At 60.6% G+C, this 17,978-nt stretch carries 16 protein-coding genes; 9 read left to right on the plus strand and 7 right to left on the minus strand.

All coding sequences use genetic code 11. The annotated features are described in order from the left end of the window. Positions 1-131 precede the first annotated feature (131 nt). Complete coding sequence (locus GGU46_RS05525) at positions 132-881, minus strand: superoxide dismutase (protein WP_183402514.1); 750 nt, start codon at positions 879-881, stop codon at positions 132-134. Positions 882-1,082: 201 nt separating this feature from the next. Here GGU46_RS05525 and GGU46_RS05530 point away from each other — a divergent pair, with 201 nt between their 5' ends. After that, entirely contained in the window at positions 1,083-2,354 is a 1,272-nt protein-coding gene (locus tag GGU46_RS05530; protein ID WP_183402515.1) for a carboxypeptidase-like regulatory domain-containing protein, read from the plus strand. A 66-nt stretch (positions 2,355-2,420) separates the two neighbouring features. On the opposite strand, the gene GGU46_RS21880 is transcribed toward GGU46_RS05530, so the two are convergent. The 3 genes from GGU46_RS21880 to GGU46_RS05545 form a co-directional block, all read right to left on the minus strand. Beyond that, positions 2,421-3,914 carry a TPM domain-containing protein gene (locus tag GGU46_RS21880; RefSeq protein ID WP_184093884.1) on the minus strand — a complete coding sequence of 498 codons (1,494 nt, stop codon included), beginning with the start codon at positions 3,912-3,914 and terminating at the stop codon, positions 2,421-2,423. 229 nt (positions 3,915-4,143) lie between these two features. Continuing rightward, a complete protein-coding gene (locus GGU46_RS05540) occupies positions 4,144-4,860 on the minus strand; it encodes a 3-ketoacyl-ACP reductase (protein ID WP_183402516.1) in 717 nt (238 codons plus the stop codon). A gap of 439 nt (positions 4,861-5,299) precedes the next feature. Further along, positions 5,300-6,919: a Na+/H+ antiporter gene (locus GGU46_RS05545; protein WP_183402517.1), complete on the minus strand. Its 1,620-nt coding sequence runs from the start codon at positions 6,917-6,919 to the stop codon at positions 5,300-5,302. A 128-nt stretch (positions 6,920-7,047) separates the two neighbouring features. On the opposite strand from GGU46_RS05545, the gene GGU46_RS05550 reads away from it, so the two are divergent. Together GGU46_RS05550 and GGU46_RS05555 are read left to right on the plus strand one after the other, a co-directional pair. Next, positions 7,048-8,904 (plus strand): DUF885 domain-containing protein, encoded by a 1,857-nt coding sequence (locus GGU46_RS05550; protein WP_183402518.1) that lies wholly within the window; start codon positions 7,048-7,050, stop codon positions 8,902-8,904. A 309-nt stretch (positions 8,905-9,213) separates the two neighbouring features. Beyond that, entirely contained in the window at positions 9,214-9,723 is a 510-nt protein-coding gene (locus GGU46_RS05555) for a DUF4126 family protein (RefSeq protein ID WP_183402519.1), read from the plus strand. A 108-nt stretch (positions 9,724-9,831) separates the two neighbouring features. Here the strand turns inward: GGU46_RS05555 and GGU46_RS05560 are convergent, their stop codons facing one another. Then, a complete protein-coding gene (locus tag GGU46_RS05560; RefSeq protein WP_183402520.1) occupies positions 9,832-10,152 on the minus strand; it encodes a hypothetical protein in 321 nt (106 codons plus the stop codon). Between the two features lie 99 nt (positions 10,153-10,251). On the opposite strand from GGU46_RS05560, the gene GGU46_RS05565 reads away from it, so the two are divergent. The 4 genes from GGU46_RS05565 to GGU46_RS05580 all read left to right on the plus strand — a co-directional run bounded on the left by GGU46_RS05565 (position 10,252) and on the right by GGU46_RS05580 (position 12,914). Further along, positions 10,252-10,998 (plus strand): Dph6-related ATP pyrophosphatase, encoded by a 747-nt coding sequence (locus GGU46_RS05565; RefSeq protein ID WP_246398576.1) that lies wholly within the window; start codon positions 10,252-10,254, stop codon positions 10,996-10,998. Between the two features lie 61 nt (positions 10,999-11,059). Then, on the plus strand, positions 11,060-11,470 hold the full coding sequence (locus tag GGU46_RS05570) for a thiol-disulfide oxidoreductase DCC family protein (RefSeq protein ID WP_183402521.1): 411 nt from the start codon (positions 11,060-11,062) through the stop codon (positions 11,468-11,470). 46 nt (positions 11,471-11,516) lie between these two features. After that, positions 11,517-12,521, plus strand: a complete 1,005-nt coding sequence (locus GGU46_RS05575) for a zinc-binding dehydrogenase (RefSeq protein ID WP_183402522.1) — start codon at positions 11,517-11,519, stop codon at positions 12,519-12,521. A 111-nt stretch (positions 12,522-12,632) separates the two neighbouring features. After that, a complete protein-coding gene (locus GGU46_RS05580; protein ID WP_183402523.1) occupies positions 12,633-12,914 on the plus strand; it encodes a hypothetical protein in 282 nt (93 codons plus the stop codon). Between the two features lie 102 nt (positions 12,915-13,016). Here the strand turns inward: GGU46_RS05580 and GGU46_RS05585 are convergent, their stop codons facing one another. Both GGU46_RS05585 and rfaD read right to left on the minus strand, forming a co-directional pair. Then, a complete protein-coding gene (locus GGU46_RS05585; RefSeq protein WP_184093882.1) occupies positions 13,017-14,459 on the minus strand; it encodes an FAD/NAD(P)-binding protein in 1,443 nt (480 codons plus the stop codon). Positions 14,460-14,691: 232 nt separating this feature from the next. Further along, complete coding sequence (rfaD, locus tag GGU46_RS05590) at positions 14,692-15,657, minus strand: ADP-glyceromanno-heptose 6-epimerase (RefSeq protein ID WP_183402525.1); 966 nt, start codon at positions 15,655-15,657, stop codon at positions 14,692-14,694. Between the two features lie 362 nt (positions 15,658-16,019). On the opposite strand from rfaD, the gene GGU46_RS05595 reads away from it, so the two are divergent. Then, positions 16,020-16,937 (plus strand): ABC transporter substrate-binding protein, encoded by a 918-nt coding sequence (locus GGU46_RS05595; protein WP_183402526.1) that lies wholly within the window; start codon positions 16,020-16,022, stop codon positions 16,935-16,937. Between the two features lie 18 nt (positions 16,938-16,955). Next, complete coding sequence (locus GGU46_RS05600; protein ID WP_183402527.1) at positions 16,956-17,957, plus strand: FecCD family ABC transporter permease; 1,002 nt, start codon at positions 16,956-16,958, stop codon at positions 17,955-17,957. Positions 17,958-17,978: the final 21 nt, after the last annotated feature.

The raw sequence follows: 17,978 nt of genomic DNA on the forward strand, positions 1-17,978 counted from the left end.
TGACAGGTAGCATCACAACATCAGCACGCGAGATTCCTCGCTCCGCTCGGAATGACCGTTCTGAATGTTCATCAAAAGGAAAAGCCGCTTCTGACGATTCAGAAGCGGCTTTTTGCGCGGAAAGACAAGGGCTACCCTTTGCGGGCTTCGTCGAAGCGGCGGTTTACTTCGGCCCAGTTAATCACGTTCCAGAAGGCTTTTACGTAGTCGGGGCGCTTGTTCTGGTACTTGAGGTAGTAGGCGTGCTCCCACACATCTAGGCCCAGCAGGGGGGTACCGCGCTGAATGCCCGAGAGGTCCATCAGGGGGTTATCCTGGTTGGGTGTGGAGGTAATAGCCAGCTTGCCGGATTTTTTATCGTGAATCAGCCAGGCCCAGCCCGAGCCGAAGCGGCCGGTAGCGGCCTTGGTGAATTCATCCTGGAATTTCTCGTAGGAGCCAAAATCCTTGTTGATGGCCGCGGCCAGGGCTCCGGTGGGCTGTCCGCCGCCTTTGGGGTCGAGCAGCAGCCAGAAGAAGGAGTGGTTCCAGTGGCCGCCGGCATTGTTGCGGATGGCATCGGGCTGTTTGCTGGCCGAGGCCAGCAGCTGGGCCAGGCTCAGCTTTTCCTCGGGCTTGCCGGCCACGGCCTCGTTCAGCTTAGACACGTAAGTTTTGTGGTGCGCATCGTGGTGAATCTCCATCGTTTTGGCGTCGATGTGAGGTTCCAGCGCATTGAAGGCGTAGGGCAGAGCCGGCAGCGTGAAGGGGCCATCGGCCATGGGCATAGCGCGGGCTTCGCGCAGGAGTTTTTCTTCGTGGGCCGCGGCCAGCACGGCGGGGCTTATCAGCGCACCCACGGCGGCCAGTAGGCCATTTTTCAGGAAATCTCGCTTCAACATGGGAGTAGGGGAGAAGGAAATGTGGAAGGACGAACCACCCGGCTAACGGTGGGGAATCGTCCTAAGGTACACTACTTACCCACATTCCAGCCTTGCTGTTGCGTTTAGCGCCTACTTTTGTGCAGGTGGGCACGGTTTTGGGTCGGGCCCGCGTTATTCCGGTCGGTGTACCGTTTTCTCGTTTTCTGCTGCTTGTTTGCTATGCTTCCAGTTCGTTTGCCCGCTGTCTTTTCAACCGCTACCCGGCCGTTTCGCGGCGCTCTTGTACTACTGCTATTGCTACTCAGCCTTACCCAGTTCAGCCAGGCTCAGGTGCAGCTGCGCGGGGTAGTGCGCGACAAGGAAACCAAGGAGGTGCTGCCCTTTGCCAGTGTGGCCGTGCCCGGGACCAGCAACGGGACGACGACCAACCTGGAGGGCGAGTTTACCCTGGTAGTGAAGAGCCTGCCCGTGACCCTGCTCTTCTCGGAGCTGAATCACGTGAAGGACACCCTGCGCGTGACCACCGATGCGCCCCTGAACGTGACCCTGGCCGAGGCCACCGTGGTGCTGCCCGAGGTGAAAGTGGCCAGCTTCCCCTTCCAGCTCGTGGACCGGGCCTTCCGCAACCTGCAGCGTAACTACCGCCGCACGTACTACGGCAAGGCCTTTTACCGCCAGATTACCCGCATCGACAACGAGCCCTCGGAGCTGCAGGAGGTGGTCTGGAACGTGAAGTCGAACCCGGCCCGCATTGACGGTACTACCCTGGCCCAGGGCCGCTACGCCGCCCGCCAGGCCCCCATCAACCTGAGCAATTTCTCGGTATATACCCGCAAGTTCGGCCTCTTCGACCCTCAGCAGGACAGCACTACCTCCCTGGCCCTGCTCAGCCCCAACGTGGAGAAAAACTACCTGCTGGAGCTGAAAGGCATCGTGGGTGAAGACTCCACCGGTGGGGTAGCCGAAATCGAGTTTGAAACCCGCCCCGAGGTGCGCTACCGCGCCCAGGGCACCGTCTGGATTGACATTGAAACCAACCAGGTGGTGCGCTACCGCATGGTGCAGCCCAGCTTTACGGGCTCGACCAACAACCCCCGCCAGAAGTTCGAAAACGCCAAGCTCACCATTGAAATGGCCTTTCACCCCGGCGGCAAGGCCAGCGTGGCGCCCCTGGAGCTGATGAAGATGGACCTGACCACCGACCTGACCGAGCCCGGCAAAAAACCGCTGGCTATCAACGTGTCGTCGTTCACCTTCTTCTACGACCAAGCGACTACCCCCACGCGCCTGCCTTACGCCCGCGCCAGCCTCACGGACCGCGACCTGGACGCCATTCGGGCCAAAGCCTACGACCCCGAGTTCTGGGCCAACAACCCCGTCGTGAAACGCACCCCCGCCGAAGACGAAGTAATTGCCGCCTTCGAGCAGAAAGGTGCTTTCGGCACGATGGTGAAAAAACCTGCCCCCAAACCCGGAGCGCGCACCAACTAAAGCCAAAGCCTAAAACGAAAGCAACCTCCACAGCCTAGCGCCGTGGAGGTTGCTTTCGTTTAAGCCCTACCAGCTGCTCCCAGCCCCGCCGCCGCCCGACGAGCCTCCACTGCTACTGCTGCTGCTGGAAGAGCTACTGGATGAGGATGAGCTGCCGGACGATGAGCTATTGGACGGATCGGGCAGACGGGCAATGGTGTAGCGCTCCTTGGTTTCGTGCGGGCAGTGGCGGCAGCGGTGCCGGTGCCAGCCCCACCCCTCCGAGTACCGCGTGGCCGGCTTCATTACCTGTCGGCCCGCATCCTGAAAAGTGCGGAAATGGCATTTCGGACAAGGCTCGGCATCGGAGCTAAGATTCTGGTAATCCAGCGTGAGGGTATGCTGGCACTCCGAGCAGCGCCACACGTCGTAATCCACGGATTTGATACGCTCCTCTACCTGCTCGCCCTTCTGCAAGTGAGCGTCGTCCTCGGTTTCGCCGAGGCGGTGCATGGGACTATTGCAGTGAGGGCAGGGGTAGGGAGCTTCGCGCAGTTCCTGCATGTGGCGGCGGTGCCGGGGCCAGTACCAGGCCAGGGGCAAAGCAAAAAGGTAGGCCGTGAATTCCAGCCCGTGGTGGGCCTGCTCCAGTTGCTGGTGTTGCTGGTGTCGTGGTAGCTCGGCGCCTTCGCGGCGCCGCTTGTCTGCCCCGCGCAGGTACCAGAGGGTGTAGAGCCAGGGCACGCCGTAGCCCAGGCCCAGCAGCCAGAGAACGGCGGTACCCAGCGTGTCAGAAGACAGCAGCGCTACGCCTAATCCCAGCGGCACCAGCAATAGCACCAAGGCCGGATAACGCAAAGAGCTTCCGCGGGTGGTGAAGTGCCACAGCACCCCATACAGCAGGAGCACGCCCGAAAAGGCGACTATCCCCAGCGTCAGGATAAACCAGTTGCTTCCTCCCTGGGGAGTTTCGCTGTCATAAGCCAGCTCCTGCTGCGGAAGAATATCGGGCATAGCAGCCAAAGAATCGTCTGCGGCAGCCGACTCGGCGATGCTGCCGGTGCTTAGCTGGCGTATTACAGCCGCTACTCCCTGGCGCACGGCCTCATCAGGCTGGCCGTTGCGCAGGGCAGGCACCATGTAGCGCTGCTGAATTCGGTAGCAGATAATGTCGGGCAGGTTGGCTTCCAGCCCGTATCCGGTTTCGAACTCTACCCGGCGCTGATCCAGCACCAACAGAATAAGCAGACCATTATTAGTGTCTTTTCGCCCGATTTTCCAGCGGTTAAACAGCGTGGTGGCAGCCGTTTTAGGCACTGCTTCCCCAATGCTGCGGGCTACTACCACATCGATGTGGGCGCGGCCGCTCTGGTCCAGGGCACGCAGGCTTGCGTTCAGGTCCTGCACGGTAGCGGGCGCCAGTATAGCATCGGGGTTGCTGACGTAGCTTTCCCCCAACCGCTTAGGGTCCGGAATCTGGGTAAGATAATTGTCGGTGGACTGGGCTAGAAGCGAAATAGGGCCGCCGGTCAGCAGCAGCCAGACCAATGGCAGCAGAAAGCGGAGCAGAGCAGAAGGCATGGCTGAAACATACGCACATTCAGCTGAACAGGTGACCCGGCAACTGCTCCTCGCAAAGAGAGTGGGCTTTTGTGCTCCGTTGCTACTAGCTTCAGCTACTAGTAGGAAGGAAACGTAAGCAACACAAAAAGGCCGGTAGCGGATACTACCGGCCTGTTGTGCCGAAACTCGGCCGCCGCGTAAGCGGGAGTTAGCAAAAAAGATTGGCTTGGCAGTCAGATAACCCCGATTACGGGTTGGTGCTCCACATGCCGGCTTCCTTGATGAAAATACGACGGTTGAGCTTGAGCTGGGAGATGATGAACTCGGCCAGGTCCTCGGGCTGCATTACCTTCTCGGGGTTACCGTCGGTGAGCTTGTTGTTGATGGCAAGCTCGGTGGCCACGGTGCTGGGCGTGAGGGCCGACACGCGGATGTTCTGCTTGCGCACTTCCTGCATCAACGACTCGGTAAGGCCCAGCAAAGCAAACTTCGAGGCACTGTAGGCGCTGGTGGTGGCGGCTCCGCGCTGGCCGGCGGTAGAAGCAATGTTGATAATATCGCCCGACTCACGCTGAATCATCTGGGGCAGCACGGCCCGGGTGATGTAGTAAGTACCCAGCAGGTTTACCCGGATGATGTTTTCCCACTCCTCGGGGTCCATGTCCACGAGCTTGGCAAAGGTGCCGATGCCGGCGTTGTTGATTAGGATGTCGATGCTGCCCAGCTCCTGAAGGGCCTGATTTACGGCAGCTTCGGCGGCGGTACGGTCGGCTACGTCGGCGGTTACTACCACGGCTTTCACGCCCAAGGCTTCAATTTCCTGGGCTACTTCCCGGAGCTGGCTTTCGGTGCGGGCCAGCAGGGCCACATTGGCGCCTTCCTGGGCCAGGGCTACGGCCACGGCCCGGCCAATTCCTTTACCAGCGCCCGTTACCAGGGCATTCTTACCAGCTAATGATTCCATAAGGGAGAGTTTAAAAAAGGGGGTTGATATATTTGTGTAACCCAAAAGAGAAGAGTTAACGGTGTTGAAGTTCGAGTGGAAATTAAAAGTGCAGGCTATTCAACTGGTGGCCTAACGGAGCTTTTTGTCTTAATAAATAACAGTTTTAAGTATGCCCTTACTGCTAGATGAAACCTATGCTCTCGGAGTAATAGGCAATGTTATAGGTGTATTTGTTCTTTTTATTTACTCGGTTTTTGTCCGCATTGCTTGGATACTTACCAAGGGCACTACACGTTCTGTCGTGATAATAATCATGTTACTTATTGGGCTAGGAATAGTGAATTTCTTCTTCGTGTAGTTGAGGCCGACTATGTCTCTACCTGACTAAAAGCGCCGCTCTGGCCGGTTTTAGAAAGACTACAACCAGATTACGGGCCGGATGTTGCCGGCCGGGCGCTTACAGAGCATTCAGCTGCGAGTAAAGGGTAGAGGTAGTAATGTCCAGCTCCCGCTCCACGCGCCGCACGGCTTCCTCGCTGAAGGTGCCGGCGCGGTGCAGCTGTACCAGCAGTTCCCGCTCGTGCTCAATAACGGCCAGCTGCTGGCGCAGAATCTGCTCGAATTCGGCGCGCTCGGCGGCGGGGTTTGAGCTGGTATCGGAGGTAGCATCGGGCGGAACGGGATTTTCCAGGCGGCTGATGCGGTGCTCGAAGCGGTTGCGGATTTCCCGGAAGGCGCGGGCGTTGGTAGCGCCGGCCACTGTCGAGTCGATGTAGGTGAGGGCGGCGCGGGCCAGCTCCAGGCGCAGCTCCCGCGCCTCCTGCAGATCCTGCTCGGGCGGCGTCTGTACGCCCAGGCGGCGCACAAACCAGGGCAAAGAAAGACCTTGTACCACCAGCGTCACGAGAATAACGCAGAAGGTAATGAACAGAATCAGGTTGCGCTGCGGAAACGGCTCGCCGTTGCTCACGACCATGGGCAGCGCCAGCGCTGTCGCCAACGATACTACCCCCCGCATCCCTGACCAGGAAACGACAAACAGCTCCCGGGCCTGCTCTTTAAACGAAGTAAACTCTTGGCTGCCCCGCCCGAAATAGTAGGAGGAAAGCCCAGCCGGAAAAATCCACAGCAGGCGCACCACAATGGCCACCACGCTAATCAGCAGCCCATACCCAATAATAGAAGGTAGGGAATAAGCGCCCAGCCCCTCCATAATGGCCGGCAGCTGCAAGCCAATAAGAATGAACACGAAGCCGTTGAGCAGAAACGTGAGGACCTTCCAGAAGTTGCTGCGCCGGATGCGGGTCCGGAACGTGTAGGCCTCAAACGAGTTCCACGACATTACCAGGCCCGTGGCCACCACTGCCAGCACTCCGGAAATGTGCAGGTGCTCGGCCAGCACATAGCCCATAAACGGACTGAGCAGGCTGAGTACAGTGGCGAGGGTAGGGTCCTGGACATGGCTTTGCAGGCGGGTAAAGAGGTAGCCCAGCGCCCCGCCCAATGCCAGTCCGCCGCCCGCTACCAGCAAAAACTGTAGGCCCGCTTCCCAAAGCCCGAAGGTGCCACTCACTACGGCCGCCACGGCGTAGCGGTAGGCAATCAGGGCAGAGGCATCATTCAGCAGGCTTTCCCCTTCCAGAATGGTCGATACCCGCCGGGGCAGGCCCAGGCCGTGGGTGGCGCTGGTGGCGGCTACCGCATCGGGCGGCGACACGATGGCGCCCAGCACGAAGCCCAGGGCCCAGGTCATGCCCGGAATAACGTAGTGCGCTACGGCCGCCACCGCCGCCATGGTAAACAACACCAGCCCAATGGCCAGCAGAGAAATGGAGCGGTGGTAGCGCTTGAAATCATGCCAGGAGGTATTGAAGCTGGCTTCGTAGAGCAGGGGCGGCAGAAACACCAGAAACACCACGTTGGGGCTGAGGCGGACGACCGGCAGGCCGGGCACTAAGCCAATCAGCAGACCCGCTACCACCAGCAGCACGGGGTAGGGCAGCTTCAGGCGGTTGGCCAGGGCATAGAGCAGCGCCAGCGCCGCCATCAGCAGAATGATGATTTCGAGGTTTTCCATAGAGCAGGCCGCGCGGCGGCGGTAGTACGCCCCAACTGCTGCCTCGGGTTTCGGGCCGGCTGGGGGGTAGCAAATTCAGAAAACATCGGTGTACCTTCCCGCTCTGAACTCAACTTCCTTTTCTCTCCATGAAAAAACTCGCTCTGGGCGGCTTGTTCGCCTGCGCGCTCCTGGCCGCCGCCTGCAACCAGCAGAAATCAGCTGACCAAAGCGGTGCGGCCGGCACCGAAACCAACCTGGCCGATATCAAAGACACAAAGCAGCTCTTTGACGCCTACTGGGAGGAAAATGCCCGGCTGTTCCCGCTGGAAGCCACTGCCCAGGGCGACAACCGCTACAATGACCAGCTGCCCAACGACGGCACCCAGGAGTTTCGGGGCAAGCTGCGGGCCTTCTACCAGAAGTACCTCGATGGCCTGCAGAAATTCAACCGCGAGGAGCTGTCGGCCAACGACAAGATCAGCTACGACATGTTTCGCTATGATCTGGAAAGCAAGCTGGAAGGAATAAAGCTCAATACTTGGATGATACCCTACCAGCAGTTCTGGGGCCTACCCCTTACTATGGGGCAATACGGCTCGGGTGAGGGTGTGCAGCCTTTCAAGACGGCCAAGGACTACGACAACTGGCTGGGCCGGGTACGCGGGTTTTCGGTGTGGGCCGATACGGCCATCAGCAACTTCCGGCAGGGTATGAAAGCCGGCGTAGTGCTGCCCAAGGCGCTGGTAGAAAAGATGATTCCGCAGATGCGAGCTATGGAAACCCCAGACCCTACCAAGAGCCTATTCTACGGCCCCATCAATAAGCTGCCCGAAGGCCTGACCGATGCTGAAAAGCAGCGCATCACGGCGGCTTACAAAAAGGCTATTCAGGAAGAGCTGGTGCCTACCTACAAAAAGCTCGGCGACTTCCTGGAAAAGGAATACCTGCCTAAGTCGCGGCCCAGCACCGGCATTGCGGCCATTCCGGGCGGCCCCGAGATATACAAGTACTACGTGAAAACGTGGACCACCACCGACAAGACGCCCGAGGAAATTTACCAAACCGGCCAGCAGGAGGTAGCCCGCATTCGGGGCGAGATGGAGAAAGTGAAGGCGCAAGTTGGCTTTAAAGGCGACCTGAAGGCGTTCTTCGCTTCCCTGAAAACCGACCCCAAGCTCATGCCCTACAAAACCCCGGAAGAGGTGTTGGGCGCTTTCCGGGCCATTCAGACCAAAATGGAGCCCAACCTGAAGAAGATGTTCGGGCGCACCCCGAAAACCCCGTTTGAAATCCGCCAGACAGAAGCCTTCCGGGCGGCTTCGGCCTCGGCGGAGTACAACCCCGGTAGCCCCGATGGCTCGCGGCCGGGCATTTTCTACATCCCGATTGTAGATGCCACCAAGTTCAACGTCACCTCCGGCATGGAGTCGCTGTTTCTGCACGAAGCCATTCCGGGCCACCACTACCAAACCTCGCTGCAGCAGGAAAACACCGATCTGCCTAAGTTCCGGCGGTTTGCCTGGTACGGCGCCATGGGCGAAGGCTGGGCTCTGTACACCGAAAGCCTGGGCAAGGAGCTGGGCCTCTACCAGGACCCCTACCAGTACATGGGGGCCCTCGGCGACGAAATGCACCGCGCCGTGCGCCTGGTGGTGGACGTGGGTATGCACACCAAAAACATGACCCGCGAAGAAGCCATTAAGTACATGCTCGATAACGAGGCCATCAGTGAGGACGGAGCCGTAGCCGAAATTGAGCGCTACATGGCTATTCCGGGCCAGGCCCTGAGCTACAAAATCGGGGCCCTGAAAATCCGGGAGCTGCGCCAGAAGTACGAGAAGCAGCTAGGCGCCCACAACGACAAGCTACGCGAGAAGTACGCCGGCCAGAGCCGCTCCCACTTCCGCCTCAGCGACTTCCACGATGAGCTGCTGAAAGATGGTGTAATGCCCCTGGCCGTGCTGGAACGCAAAATGGACGCCTGGGCCGCCAATCAGAAGTAACTCCCTACCCTCAGTAAAAAGGGCAACCCACCGGGTTGCCCTTTTTACTACTGCTGCATAACGGGTTTCGGTAATGTCGCCCCACCGGATGCAGAGCTGGTGGTACTGGTAGTATCTGGGGTGCCCGGGCTCTTGCGCGGCAAGAGAAGGGTATAGGCTCGTAAATCAGACCAGTAACCACGAATAATGAGCTGAGGAAAATGCCAAGGCTGCTGGCTTACTCCCAACAAACAACTTGGCCCTCCGGCGCCGGTACCCGTTAAAGGCAGCAGTGCATTACTGAACCTTACCCTGCACTACCCCTTTCTCATGAGCAAGCATCTGTGGCAAACCGTAGGGCTCGGGGCCGTGGCCGGCCTGCGGAGCATGACGGCGCCGGCCCTGCTGAGCAGCAACCTGCTAACCTACCATCCGCACGCCCTGGCGGGCTCGCCGCTGCGCTGGCTGCAAAAGCCGCTGGTAGCGCACGGCCTGAAGGTGCTGGCCGCCAGTGAAATGACCGCCGACAAACTGCCCCAAATGCCCGCCCGCATTGTGCCGGTTTCCTTGGCGGGCCGGGCGGCGGCCGGGGCCCTGGTAGGGGCCACCCTCTACAAAATCAACCACGATACGCCGCTAACCGGGGCCTTGGTTGGAGCGCTGGCGGCCGTTGGGGCCACCTACGCGGGCTATTTTCTGCGCAAGAAAGCTACCGAGGGGTCCGGCCTTTCCAGCGCGGCAGTAGGCGGCCTGGAAGATGCCCTTACGTTAGGGGTTGGGCTGGCGCTGGCGAAAGGCACGAATGCCGGCGCTCCGCAACCCCGGCACTGGGTATTGTAATTTCTTGTCCAGAAGCCAACAAAAAAGACCCCGCTGGTATGCACCGGCGGGGGCTTTATCACTTATAGAGGGCCACGTCAGGCAGGGGAGTAGGCCTGACTTCCGGAATTACTGCTCGCGGCTGGTGGCCTTTACTTCCTCGTTACCGGAAGGCATGTCGCCGACCGGCGAGCCGGCGTTGTTGGGCTGGCCCTCAATAGCGGCATCCACGGAAGTTTTCTGGTCGTTGGCCGAGCCCGTGCCAATGGGGGTGTAGGCCTCGTCGCCCCCGCTGACACTATCGGTCATGGTTTCCGTGGGGCGCGCCTTCTGGTAGGTGGAAAAGTCCTGGGAGGCTTGCGGGTCTTTGCCCGGGGTGTTTCGGTAGTCGCAGGCGGTCAGGGAAGCCAGCAGGCCACTGGCCAGTGCGAGAGAAAGAAGGCGTTTCATGGGAATGGAAGACTAGGTAGAGAAGTCAGTATGTACCCCGGCAAACGTACCCGGCCCGGCTGCGGTTGCGCCAACGGCCGCGGGCCCTACCTTTGGGCCATGTCCTGTCCTGCCCTCATGAACTGGAGCGGCGGTAAAGATTCGGCCCTGGCCCTTTACCACGCCCTGCTCAACCCCACCCTCCACGTCACTGATCTGCTCACCAGCGTGAATGCCCACTACGGCCGCGTGTCTATGCACGGCGTGCGGGTGGCGCTGCTGGAAGCCCAGGCCCAGCGCATCGGCCTGCCCCTCACCAAGCTGGAGCTGCCCGAAATGCCCGACATGGCCCTCTACGAGCAGCAGATGCGCGCTACCCTGGCCCCGTTGCAGGCCAAAGGTATTGAGCGGGCGGTGTTCGGGGATATTTACCTGGAAGACCTACGCCAGTACCGCGAGCAGCAGCTGGCGCGGGTGGGCATGCAGGCCGTATTTCCGCTCTGGCAGCGCCCCAACGCCGATCTGCTGCGCGAGTACCTCGACCTGGGCTTCCGGGCGGTGGTCGTGTGCGTGAATGAGCAGCACCTCGATGCCAGCTTCTGCGGCCGCCTCCTCGACGAGGAGTTTCTGCGCGACTTGCCCGCCGGCGTCGATTCGTGCGGCGAAAACGGCGAGTACCACAGCTTCGTTTTCGACGCGCCCTACTTCCGCAGCCCCATCCCGTTCCGGCGCGGCGAGCTGGTGCGCCGTACCTACCAAGCTCCCGCTTCCGCTGCCGGCACCGCCTCCGCTGCAGAAACCGCGCCGGAGTCGTCGCCTTTTACCGCCGGCTTCTGGTACTGCGACCTGCTGCCGGATGAAGCATAACAAACCAGCCCGTTGGCGGGTACTATACTACCTCCGCTTGTTTTCCTAAGCCTTCCCGCTTATGCCCTCCGCGTCCACTGCCACTATTCTCTTCGATGGGGTTTGCAATCTATGCAATGGCTTCGTGCAGTTTGTCATTGAGCACGATGCCGCCGGCCGCTTCCGGTTTGCGTCATTGCAGTCGGGGGTAGGGCAGGAGCTGCTCCGGTCCCACGGCCTGCTGCCCCAGCAGGAGCCCGATTCGGTGGTGCTGCTGGAAGGGGGCCGGGCCTATACCCACTCGGCCGCTGCCCTGGGCGTGCTGCGGGGGCTGGGGGGCCTGTGGGGGGTAGTAGGCACGGTGGGCCAGCTGTTTCCCCGGTTTCTGCGCGACGCCGTGTACCGGCTGGTAGCCCGCAACCGCTACCGCTGGTTTGGCCGGCAGGAGGCCTGCTGGCTTCCAACCCCCGAACTAAAAGCCCGCTTCCTGTAAGTTGGACCGAGCTAAAAACCCTTTTTCACGCTTTTACTACCCCTCTATGCAAGCCCTCGTGCTCGAAGGAATTGGCCAGCCCGTAACGCTGCAAGAAGTTCCTACCCCCCAACCCGGCCCCGGACAGGTGCAGGTGCAGCTGCACGCCGCCGCTCTTAATCACCGCGACGTCTGGATTCAGAAGGGGCAGTACGCCGGACTTAAATTCCCGATTATACTGGGCTCCGATGGAGCGGGCATTATCTCGGCCCTGGGCGAGGGAGTAGATGCGAATTTGTTGGGGCAGCCGGTGCTCATCAACCCCGGTCACCACTGGGGCAACAACTCCGCCGCCCAGGGCCGCGACTTCCAGATTCTGGGCCTGCCGCAGGATGGCACGTTTGCTGAGTTTGTGTGCGTAGATGCCGGGCAGGTACGAGCCAAACCCGCTCACCTGAGCTTCGAGCAGGCCGCCGCCCTGCCCCTGGGCGGCGTTACGGCCTATCGGGCGGCCTTTACCCGGGCCGGCCTGCAGCCCGGCGAGCGGGTGCTCATTAGTGGGGTAGGGGGCGGCGTGGCCCTGCTGGCCCTGCAGATGGCCGTAGCCAGTGGCGCCGAAGTGTGGGTTACCTCGGGCTCCGAAGAAAAAATTGCCCGAGCCGTGGGGCTGGGCGCGAAAGGCGGCATCAGCTATAAGGCCGATAAGTGGCCGGCTACCCTCACCAGGCAAGCCGGCGGTGGCTTCGAGGTGATTATCGACAGCGCCGCTGGCCCCGGCTTCAACGACTTGCTGGATGCCGCTGCTCCCGGTGGGCGCATCGTGTTTTATGGTGCTACCCATGGCGATATTCCGATGGTGGCGGCCCGCAAAATCTTCTGGAAGCAGCTCTCGGTGCTGGGCTCCACCATGGGCACCGCTCAGGACTTCACTAGCATGGTCAGCTTGTTTGAGCAGCACGCCATTGTGCCCGTGCTGGATGAAACGTTTGCCCTGGCCGAGGGCCAGCAGGCGCTTCACCGCATGGATGAAGGCCTGCAGTTTGGTAAGTTGGTGCTGCGGATAAAGGATTGATAATCAATGACTTTAATTTCGTTAGAATAGATAAAAAATCCTGTTTTCGGGAATAATAATGCGGGCTGTTCTGTTATTTACCCGACATCTGAAACTTAGATTTGCTGCCTGATGAAAACGCCTGCTGAGTACCTGAATTGCCCGGTTTTTGAGCTGACTTACCCCACTGGCGAAGCCGCCGAATCGGTGCCGGTAGTAGCCTACGACGATGCCGTGCGGGCCGTGGAGCTTGCCCTGGCCGACGCGGAGAAGTACAAATACCTGCTGATGCGCGCCCTGCGCCGCCACGCCGCCGAAACTCAGGTTTCCTACCCGGCTCTGCCTACGCTGCCCCTACCCCAGGAGGCACCCGAAACTCCCGTGCGCCCGCTCTACCCTGACCTGGCCGCCTAGCGTTTTCAGGCAGCTATTTTCATACGTGAAAAGGCCGCGCCCGAATTGGGCGCGGCCTTTTCTTGTTTAATGAGCCGCTATACAAAAACCTGAAAGCTAAAGTCAGCTCTTCTCTTCGGAGGAGGAAAAGGAGCTTTCTGTGCCTTTCAGCAGCCGGCGGCCCAGTTCCTGAGCCAGCTCTGTAGCCTGGCCGCGAAGCTCCGGCACGGCCGTCGATTCGAAATAGGCGGGGCGGCGGCTGGGGCCCAGGGTGAACAGCACAGATGACGCAGTACCCTGCGCATCAAGCAAAGCGCCGCACTCGTTTGTTATGATGCCCAGCCGTAAAGCATCGGGCACCAAGTGGCCGGCTTCGCGCAAACCAACGACCAGTGGGGTCTGAATTCGGCTGTAGTCCAGCAGGGGGCCAGTGCAGTTAATAACGTGCCGGGCTGTGAGGGGGCGGGCGGGCTGTTGCGTACCGGCCTGCACCGTCACAACCAGACCCTGTCCTGCTGTTTCGGGCTCGATGGCGCGCACCCTACCCCGCTCCACTCGCACAAGCCCCGCATCCAGCATTTGCTGCAGAGCCTGCGCGTTCTGGGGCGGGCTGCGGTGCCTGACCACCGACCAGATGCCCGCCAGGTGGCGCAGAAACCGGGCTTGCTCCACCGAGGGCCACGCCGCCCAGATACGCCCCAAATCGGGCCGAAGCGAGTCGATAACTGCCTGCCAGCCAATGCCCAGGCGCTCCGCTTCCCGCACATGCCGCCGCACTACCTTCAGCACGTCCGCTACTTGGCTCAGGCCCGCCAGCTCTTGGGCATAGAAGCTGGGGTAGGGGGTAGGCTCGTCCTGATAAGCCAGCGGCCAGCGGCCGTGACCCGATACCACCGTAATCTGCCCTCGGTGACCATCGGCCCGCAAACCCAGCAGTACATCAATGGCCGTCAGGCCGGTACCGATTAGCAGCACAGTATCGTCGGCGGCAATTTCGCGCAGTGCCCCCTGGGCCCAGGGGTTGCCATGGTACGCCGGGTGCTGGAGGTAGCGCAGGTCAGCGGGGGTAGGAGGGGGCGGCGGAAAGTTGCCCAGGGCCAGCACCACATAGTCGCTGTGGATTTCGGTGCCCGACGACAGCTTCACCCGGGCCGATTGGCCATCGGGGGCTACCGTTACGGCCTGGGCCGTCAGGTTGTGCCACTTGCACCGGATACCGTTGCTGGAGGGCCACTCCAGTACCTGGCTGATGAGCTGCTGCAGGTAGCGCCCGTAGCTCTGGCGGGAGCAGAAGTCGTTTTCGCACGCACTGGCCTGCGTAACGCGCAACCAGTTCAGGAAGTGGTCGGGCTGATCGGGGAAGGCGCTCAGGAACTGGCTCCGGACATTAAGCAGGTACTCGGGGCGGCGGGCCGTGTACGCCAACCCCGGCCCCGGTACCGGACGGGGTTCTACCAAATGTACGTCACAGGCAATCAACTCCTGATTGGGTAATCGGGCTAGTTGGAGGGCCAGCATCGAGCCGGAAAACCCGCCACCCACTATAGTTATGCTTTTTCGTTGCACCAGCCTGCAGAAGTGAGATGAACTAGGGGAAGGAAGGTACTCTGGAAAAAATGATATAAAAATTAATTTTTGCAATATGATGAGCTATTCTAGACATTTCAGTGACGCATTTCGTCATGCGAAGCGCGTATAAGTGGCTAATAATCAAAAGAAACCCCCAAGCTGATTTCTCGGCTTAGGGGTTTTCTAAAAAATGCTCTGCTTTCAGCAAAAAGCAGCTGCCGACGAAAAGCTAGTAGTAGCGGCCGGGTACCAGGTAATTGCGCACGTAATCGGAAATACCGTCTTCCAGCTTCGTGAATGGCCGGTCGTAGCCGATGCTGCGGAGCTTGCTCATATCCGCCTCCGTAAAATACTGGTACGTGTCGCGGATGTCCTCGGGCGTATCGCGGAAGCGGATGTCGGCGGTGCGGTCCAGGGCCGCGAAGGTGCTCAGGGTCAGATCGAGGAAGGTGCGGGCCTCGCCGGTGCCCAGGTTGTAAATGCCCGAGTTGCGGCGGTGCTGCATCAGGAAGAAGCACACTTCCACTACATCCTTTACGTACACAAAGTCGCGCTGCTGCTCCCCGTCGGCGTAGTCGGGGTTGTGCGAGCGGAACAGGGTCATCGAGCCCGTTTCCTGAATCTGGCGGAAGGCGTGCAGAATTACGGAAGCCATGCGGCCCTTGTGGTACTCATTGGGGCCGTACACGTTGAAGAACTTCAGGCCCGCCCAGAAGAAAGGCTTTTCGGGCTGCTGCACGGCCCAGTTATCGAAGTCGTTCTTGGAGTCGCCGTAGGGGTTTAGGGGGCGCAGCAGGGGTAGCAGGGCGTCGTCATCGGAATAACCCAGGGTACCGGAGCCGTAGGTAGCAGCCGAGGAAGCGTACACCAACGGCAGCTGGTAGCGGCAGCAGGCCAGCCACATCTTTTGGGAGTACTCCAGGTTGAGCACGTTCAGCACGTCGCGGTTTTGCTCCGTGGTATCGGTGCGGGCCCCGAGGTGGAAGATGAATTCCACCTGCTCGTGGTGGGCCTCCAGCCACTCAAAAAACGCTTCGCGGTCCACGTACTCCCGCAGGTGCTTGCCGGCGAGGTTAGCCAGCTTACGCTCCGAGGTGAAGTTGTCCACCACCACGATATCGTTGAAGTTGGCGGCATTGAGGCGGGTGACAAGACAGCTGGCAATAAAGCCGGCGGCTCCGGTAACAACGATCATAAGGCAGAATATTTAAGCCAAAAGTAAGCAGACGCGGCGGAAGCACCGTGGCGAGGGGCCTACATCGGCAGTGGAAACCCTACCCCCGCCGATTAGCCAAGCTTATGGAAAGGTGCTGGTATATGGTAAAGAGCGTTATAGGAAGCAAACAGACCGTCATGTCGAGCGCAGTTGAGGAATCTCGCGGGCTGACGTTGCAATGGTATTTACTCCCCCTTCTCCCTGCGGAGAGGGGCCGCGGGGTGAGGCGAACGTCAGCCCGCGAGATTCCTCAACTCCGCCCCACATGGCGTTCCTTATCCTTTGATCTATGCCGAGAGGGGGTAGGCGCAACCCCAGGTTGCTTCCGCTACCTTTGCCTCATGCTCCGATTCTTCCGCTCCGTGGCTACCGCCCGGAAGTTGCTACCCCTGCTACTGCTGGCAACTGCCTGCCAACCCGAAAAGCCTGCCACCACCGAAGCGGCGGCCCCCCAGCACCTGCGCGACGACCTGGGCCGCGAGCTGACCGTGCCCGCCCGCCCGCGCCGCATCATGTCCCTGGCGGCTTCCATGACGGAAATGCTCTACGCCGTGGCCGATACGGCTACCATCGTGGCCCGCACCCAGGTCTGCGACTACCCGGCGGCCGCGTTGCGCAAGCCCGTCATCAACAGCTACCCCCTGGATATAGAACGCCTCGTGGCTCTTAAACCCGAAGTAGTATTTACCACCGAAGGCATTACCTCACTGACTGATGCGCAGCGGCTGCAGGAGCTAGGCATTCCGGTCTATTACCAGCGCTATACCAAGGTGGAGGATGTCTTTCGGGGCTTAAACGATTTGGGCCGCATCCTGGGCCGCCAGCCCCAGGCCCGCCACCTCACCGACTCCCTGCGGGCGGAGTTGGGGCGGATTGCCTCTGCTACCCCCCCAACTGCCTCCAAACCCCGGGTCCTGGCCATTACCTGGTCGGATCCTATTTATGTGTATGGGCAGAACACGCTGTTTACGGACAAGATAGCCCTGGCCGGTGGCCAGAATGCTGTAGTCGAGAAATTTGCCCAGCCCTACCCCGCCCTCACCCGCGAGTATATTCTCAAGCTTAACCCCGATATTATCATTGGCGGTACCTTCGGCAAAATGGACAGCACGTTCTTTCGGCTGTACCCGGAGCTGAAGCGCATCCGGGCCTACCAAACCCGCCGGATCTACCGCGTCACCGACGATTTGATGTCGCGGCCCAATCCGCGGGTGGTAGAGGGGGTGCGGGAGCTGCAGCAAGTGGTTTCCGGCTCGTAATCCGCTGTTTGTTCTGGTATGTCGCGCCCCGCTCTGCCCTGGATTCTGGCTTGCCTGCTGCTCATGGTTGTGCTGCTGGCGGTGGGGCTACGAGTTGGTAGCTATGAAACCAGTTATAGCCTCATCAGCCGGGCGCTGCTGCACTACAACCCCCAGGACGCGGCCCAGCTGGTACTGATAGAGCTGCGGTTGCCGCGGCTGCTACTGGCGCTGCTGGCCGGCGCGGGGCTGGCCGTGAGCGGCTACCTCATGCAGGCCATGGTAAACAACTCTTTAGCCGATCCTTACCTGCTGGGCACGGCCTCGGGTGGGGCATTGGGGGCTAGTACGGTCTTTACCTTTTTTCCTGCGCTTACCATCACGGGGCTGTATCTGCCGCCGCTGGCGGCGCTGCTCGGGGCCTTGGGTACTACGCTGGTGGTCGTTATTGTGGGTAGCCGCCGGGGGCGCATCGTTCCGGCTCAGCTCCTGCTGGCTGGGGTGGCGGTGGGCTCCCTCACAACTTCGCTTGGGGGGCTGCTGACCTTTCTGGCCGCCACCGAAGAAAAGCTGCGCACCATCACGTTCTGGGCCTTGGGCGGCTTCGACAAGGCTAGTTGGGCCATTCTGCCTTACCCGGCGGTGGCGCTGGGGGTAGGGCTCCTGCTGCTCGGGTTTCTGCACAACAGCCTCAACCTGCTGCTGCTGGGCGAGGAGCGGGCCACAGCGCTGGGTCTGCCGGTGGCTCGCACGCGCTGGCTACTGCTGCTCATTGCCTCGGGCCTTACGGGTTGCGTGGTGGCGCTGGCGGGGCCCATTGGGTTTGTAGGGCTGGTGGTTCCGCACATCACCCGCTGGCTGCTGGGCACCGTGAGCCGGGGTAACCTGGTGTTCTGCGCCTTGCTCGGAGGCAATTTCCTGCTGCTCTGCGACCTACTCGCCCGCCTGCTCTACCCGCCCGCCGGACTACCCGTGGGCCTCGTAACTGCCCTGTTCGGCGTACCGTTCTTCGTATATTTGCTGCGAAAACAAGGCTCGTAGGGTTGGAAAGGGTTGACGGTT

This window comes from Hymenobacter latericoloratus, assembly GCF_014199535.1.
GTDB classification, from domain to species: Bacteria; Bacteroidota; Bacteroidia; order Cytophagales; family Hymenobacteraceae; genus Hymenobacter; species Hymenobacter latericoloratus.

Bases quoted from the DNA above. Each gene is read 5' to 3' on its own strand.
- GGU46_RS05525 (WP_183402514.1), bottom strand. From the start codon at position 881: ATGTTGAAGCGAGATTTCCTGAAAAATGGCCTACTGGCCGCCGTGGGT.
- GGU46_RS05530 (WP_183402515.1), top strand. From the start codon at position 1,083: ATGCTTCCAGTTCGTTTGCCCGCTGTCTTTTCAACCGCTACCCGGCCG.
- GGU46_RS21880 (WP_184093884.1), bottom strand. From the start codon at position 3,914: ATGCCTTCTGCTCTGCTCCGCTTTCTGCTGCCATTGGTCTGGCTGCTG.
- GGU46_RS05540 (WP_183402516.1), bottom strand. From the start codon at position 4,860: ATGGAATCATTAGCTGGTAAGAATGCCCTGGTAACGGGCGCTGGTAAA.
- GGU46_RS05545 (WP_183402517.1), bottom strand. From the start codon at position 6,919: ATGGAAAACCTCGAAATCATCATTCTGCTGATGGCGGCGCTGGCGCTG.
- GGU46_RS05550 (WP_183402518.1), top strand. From the start codon at position 7,048: ATGAAAAAACTCGCTCTGGGCGGCTTGTTCGCCTGCGCGCTCCTGGCC.
- GGU46_RS05555 (WP_183402519.1), top strand. From the start codon at position 9,214: ATGAGCAAGCATCTGTGGCAAACCGTAGGGCTCGGGGCCGTGGCCGGC.
- GGU46_RS05560 (WP_183402520.1), bottom strand. From the start codon at position 10,152: ATGAAACGCCTTCTTTCTCTCGCACTGGCCAGTGGCCTGCTGGCTTCC.
- GGU46_RS05565 (WP_246398576.1), top strand. From the start codon at position 10,252: ATGTCCTGTCCTGCCCTCATGAACTGGAGCGGCGGTAAAGATTCGGCC.
- GGU46_RS05570 (WP_183402521.1), top strand. From the start codon at position 11,060: ATGCCCTCCGCGTCCACTGCCACTATTCTCTTCGATGGGGTTTGCAAT.
- GGU46_RS05575 (WP_183402522.1), top strand. From the start codon at position 11,517: ATGCAAGCCCTCGTGCTCGAAGGAATTGGCCAGCCCGTAACGCTGCAA.
- GGU46_RS05580 (WP_183402523.1), top strand. From the start codon at position 12,633: ATGAAAACGCCTGCTGAGTACCTGAATTGCCCGGTTTTTGAGCTGACT.
- rfaD (WP_183402525.1), bottom strand. From the start codon at position 15,657: ATGATCGTTGTTACCGGAGCCGCCGGCTTTATTGCCAGCTGTCTTGTC.
- GGU46_RS05595 (WP_183402526.1), top strand. From the start codon at position 16,020: ATGCTCCGATTCTTCCGCTCCGTGGCTACCGCCCGGAAGTTGCTACCC.
- GGU46_RS05600 (WP_183402527.1), top strand. From the start codon at position 16,956: ATGTCGCGCCCCGCTCTGCCCTGGATTCTGGCTTGCCTGCTGCTCATG.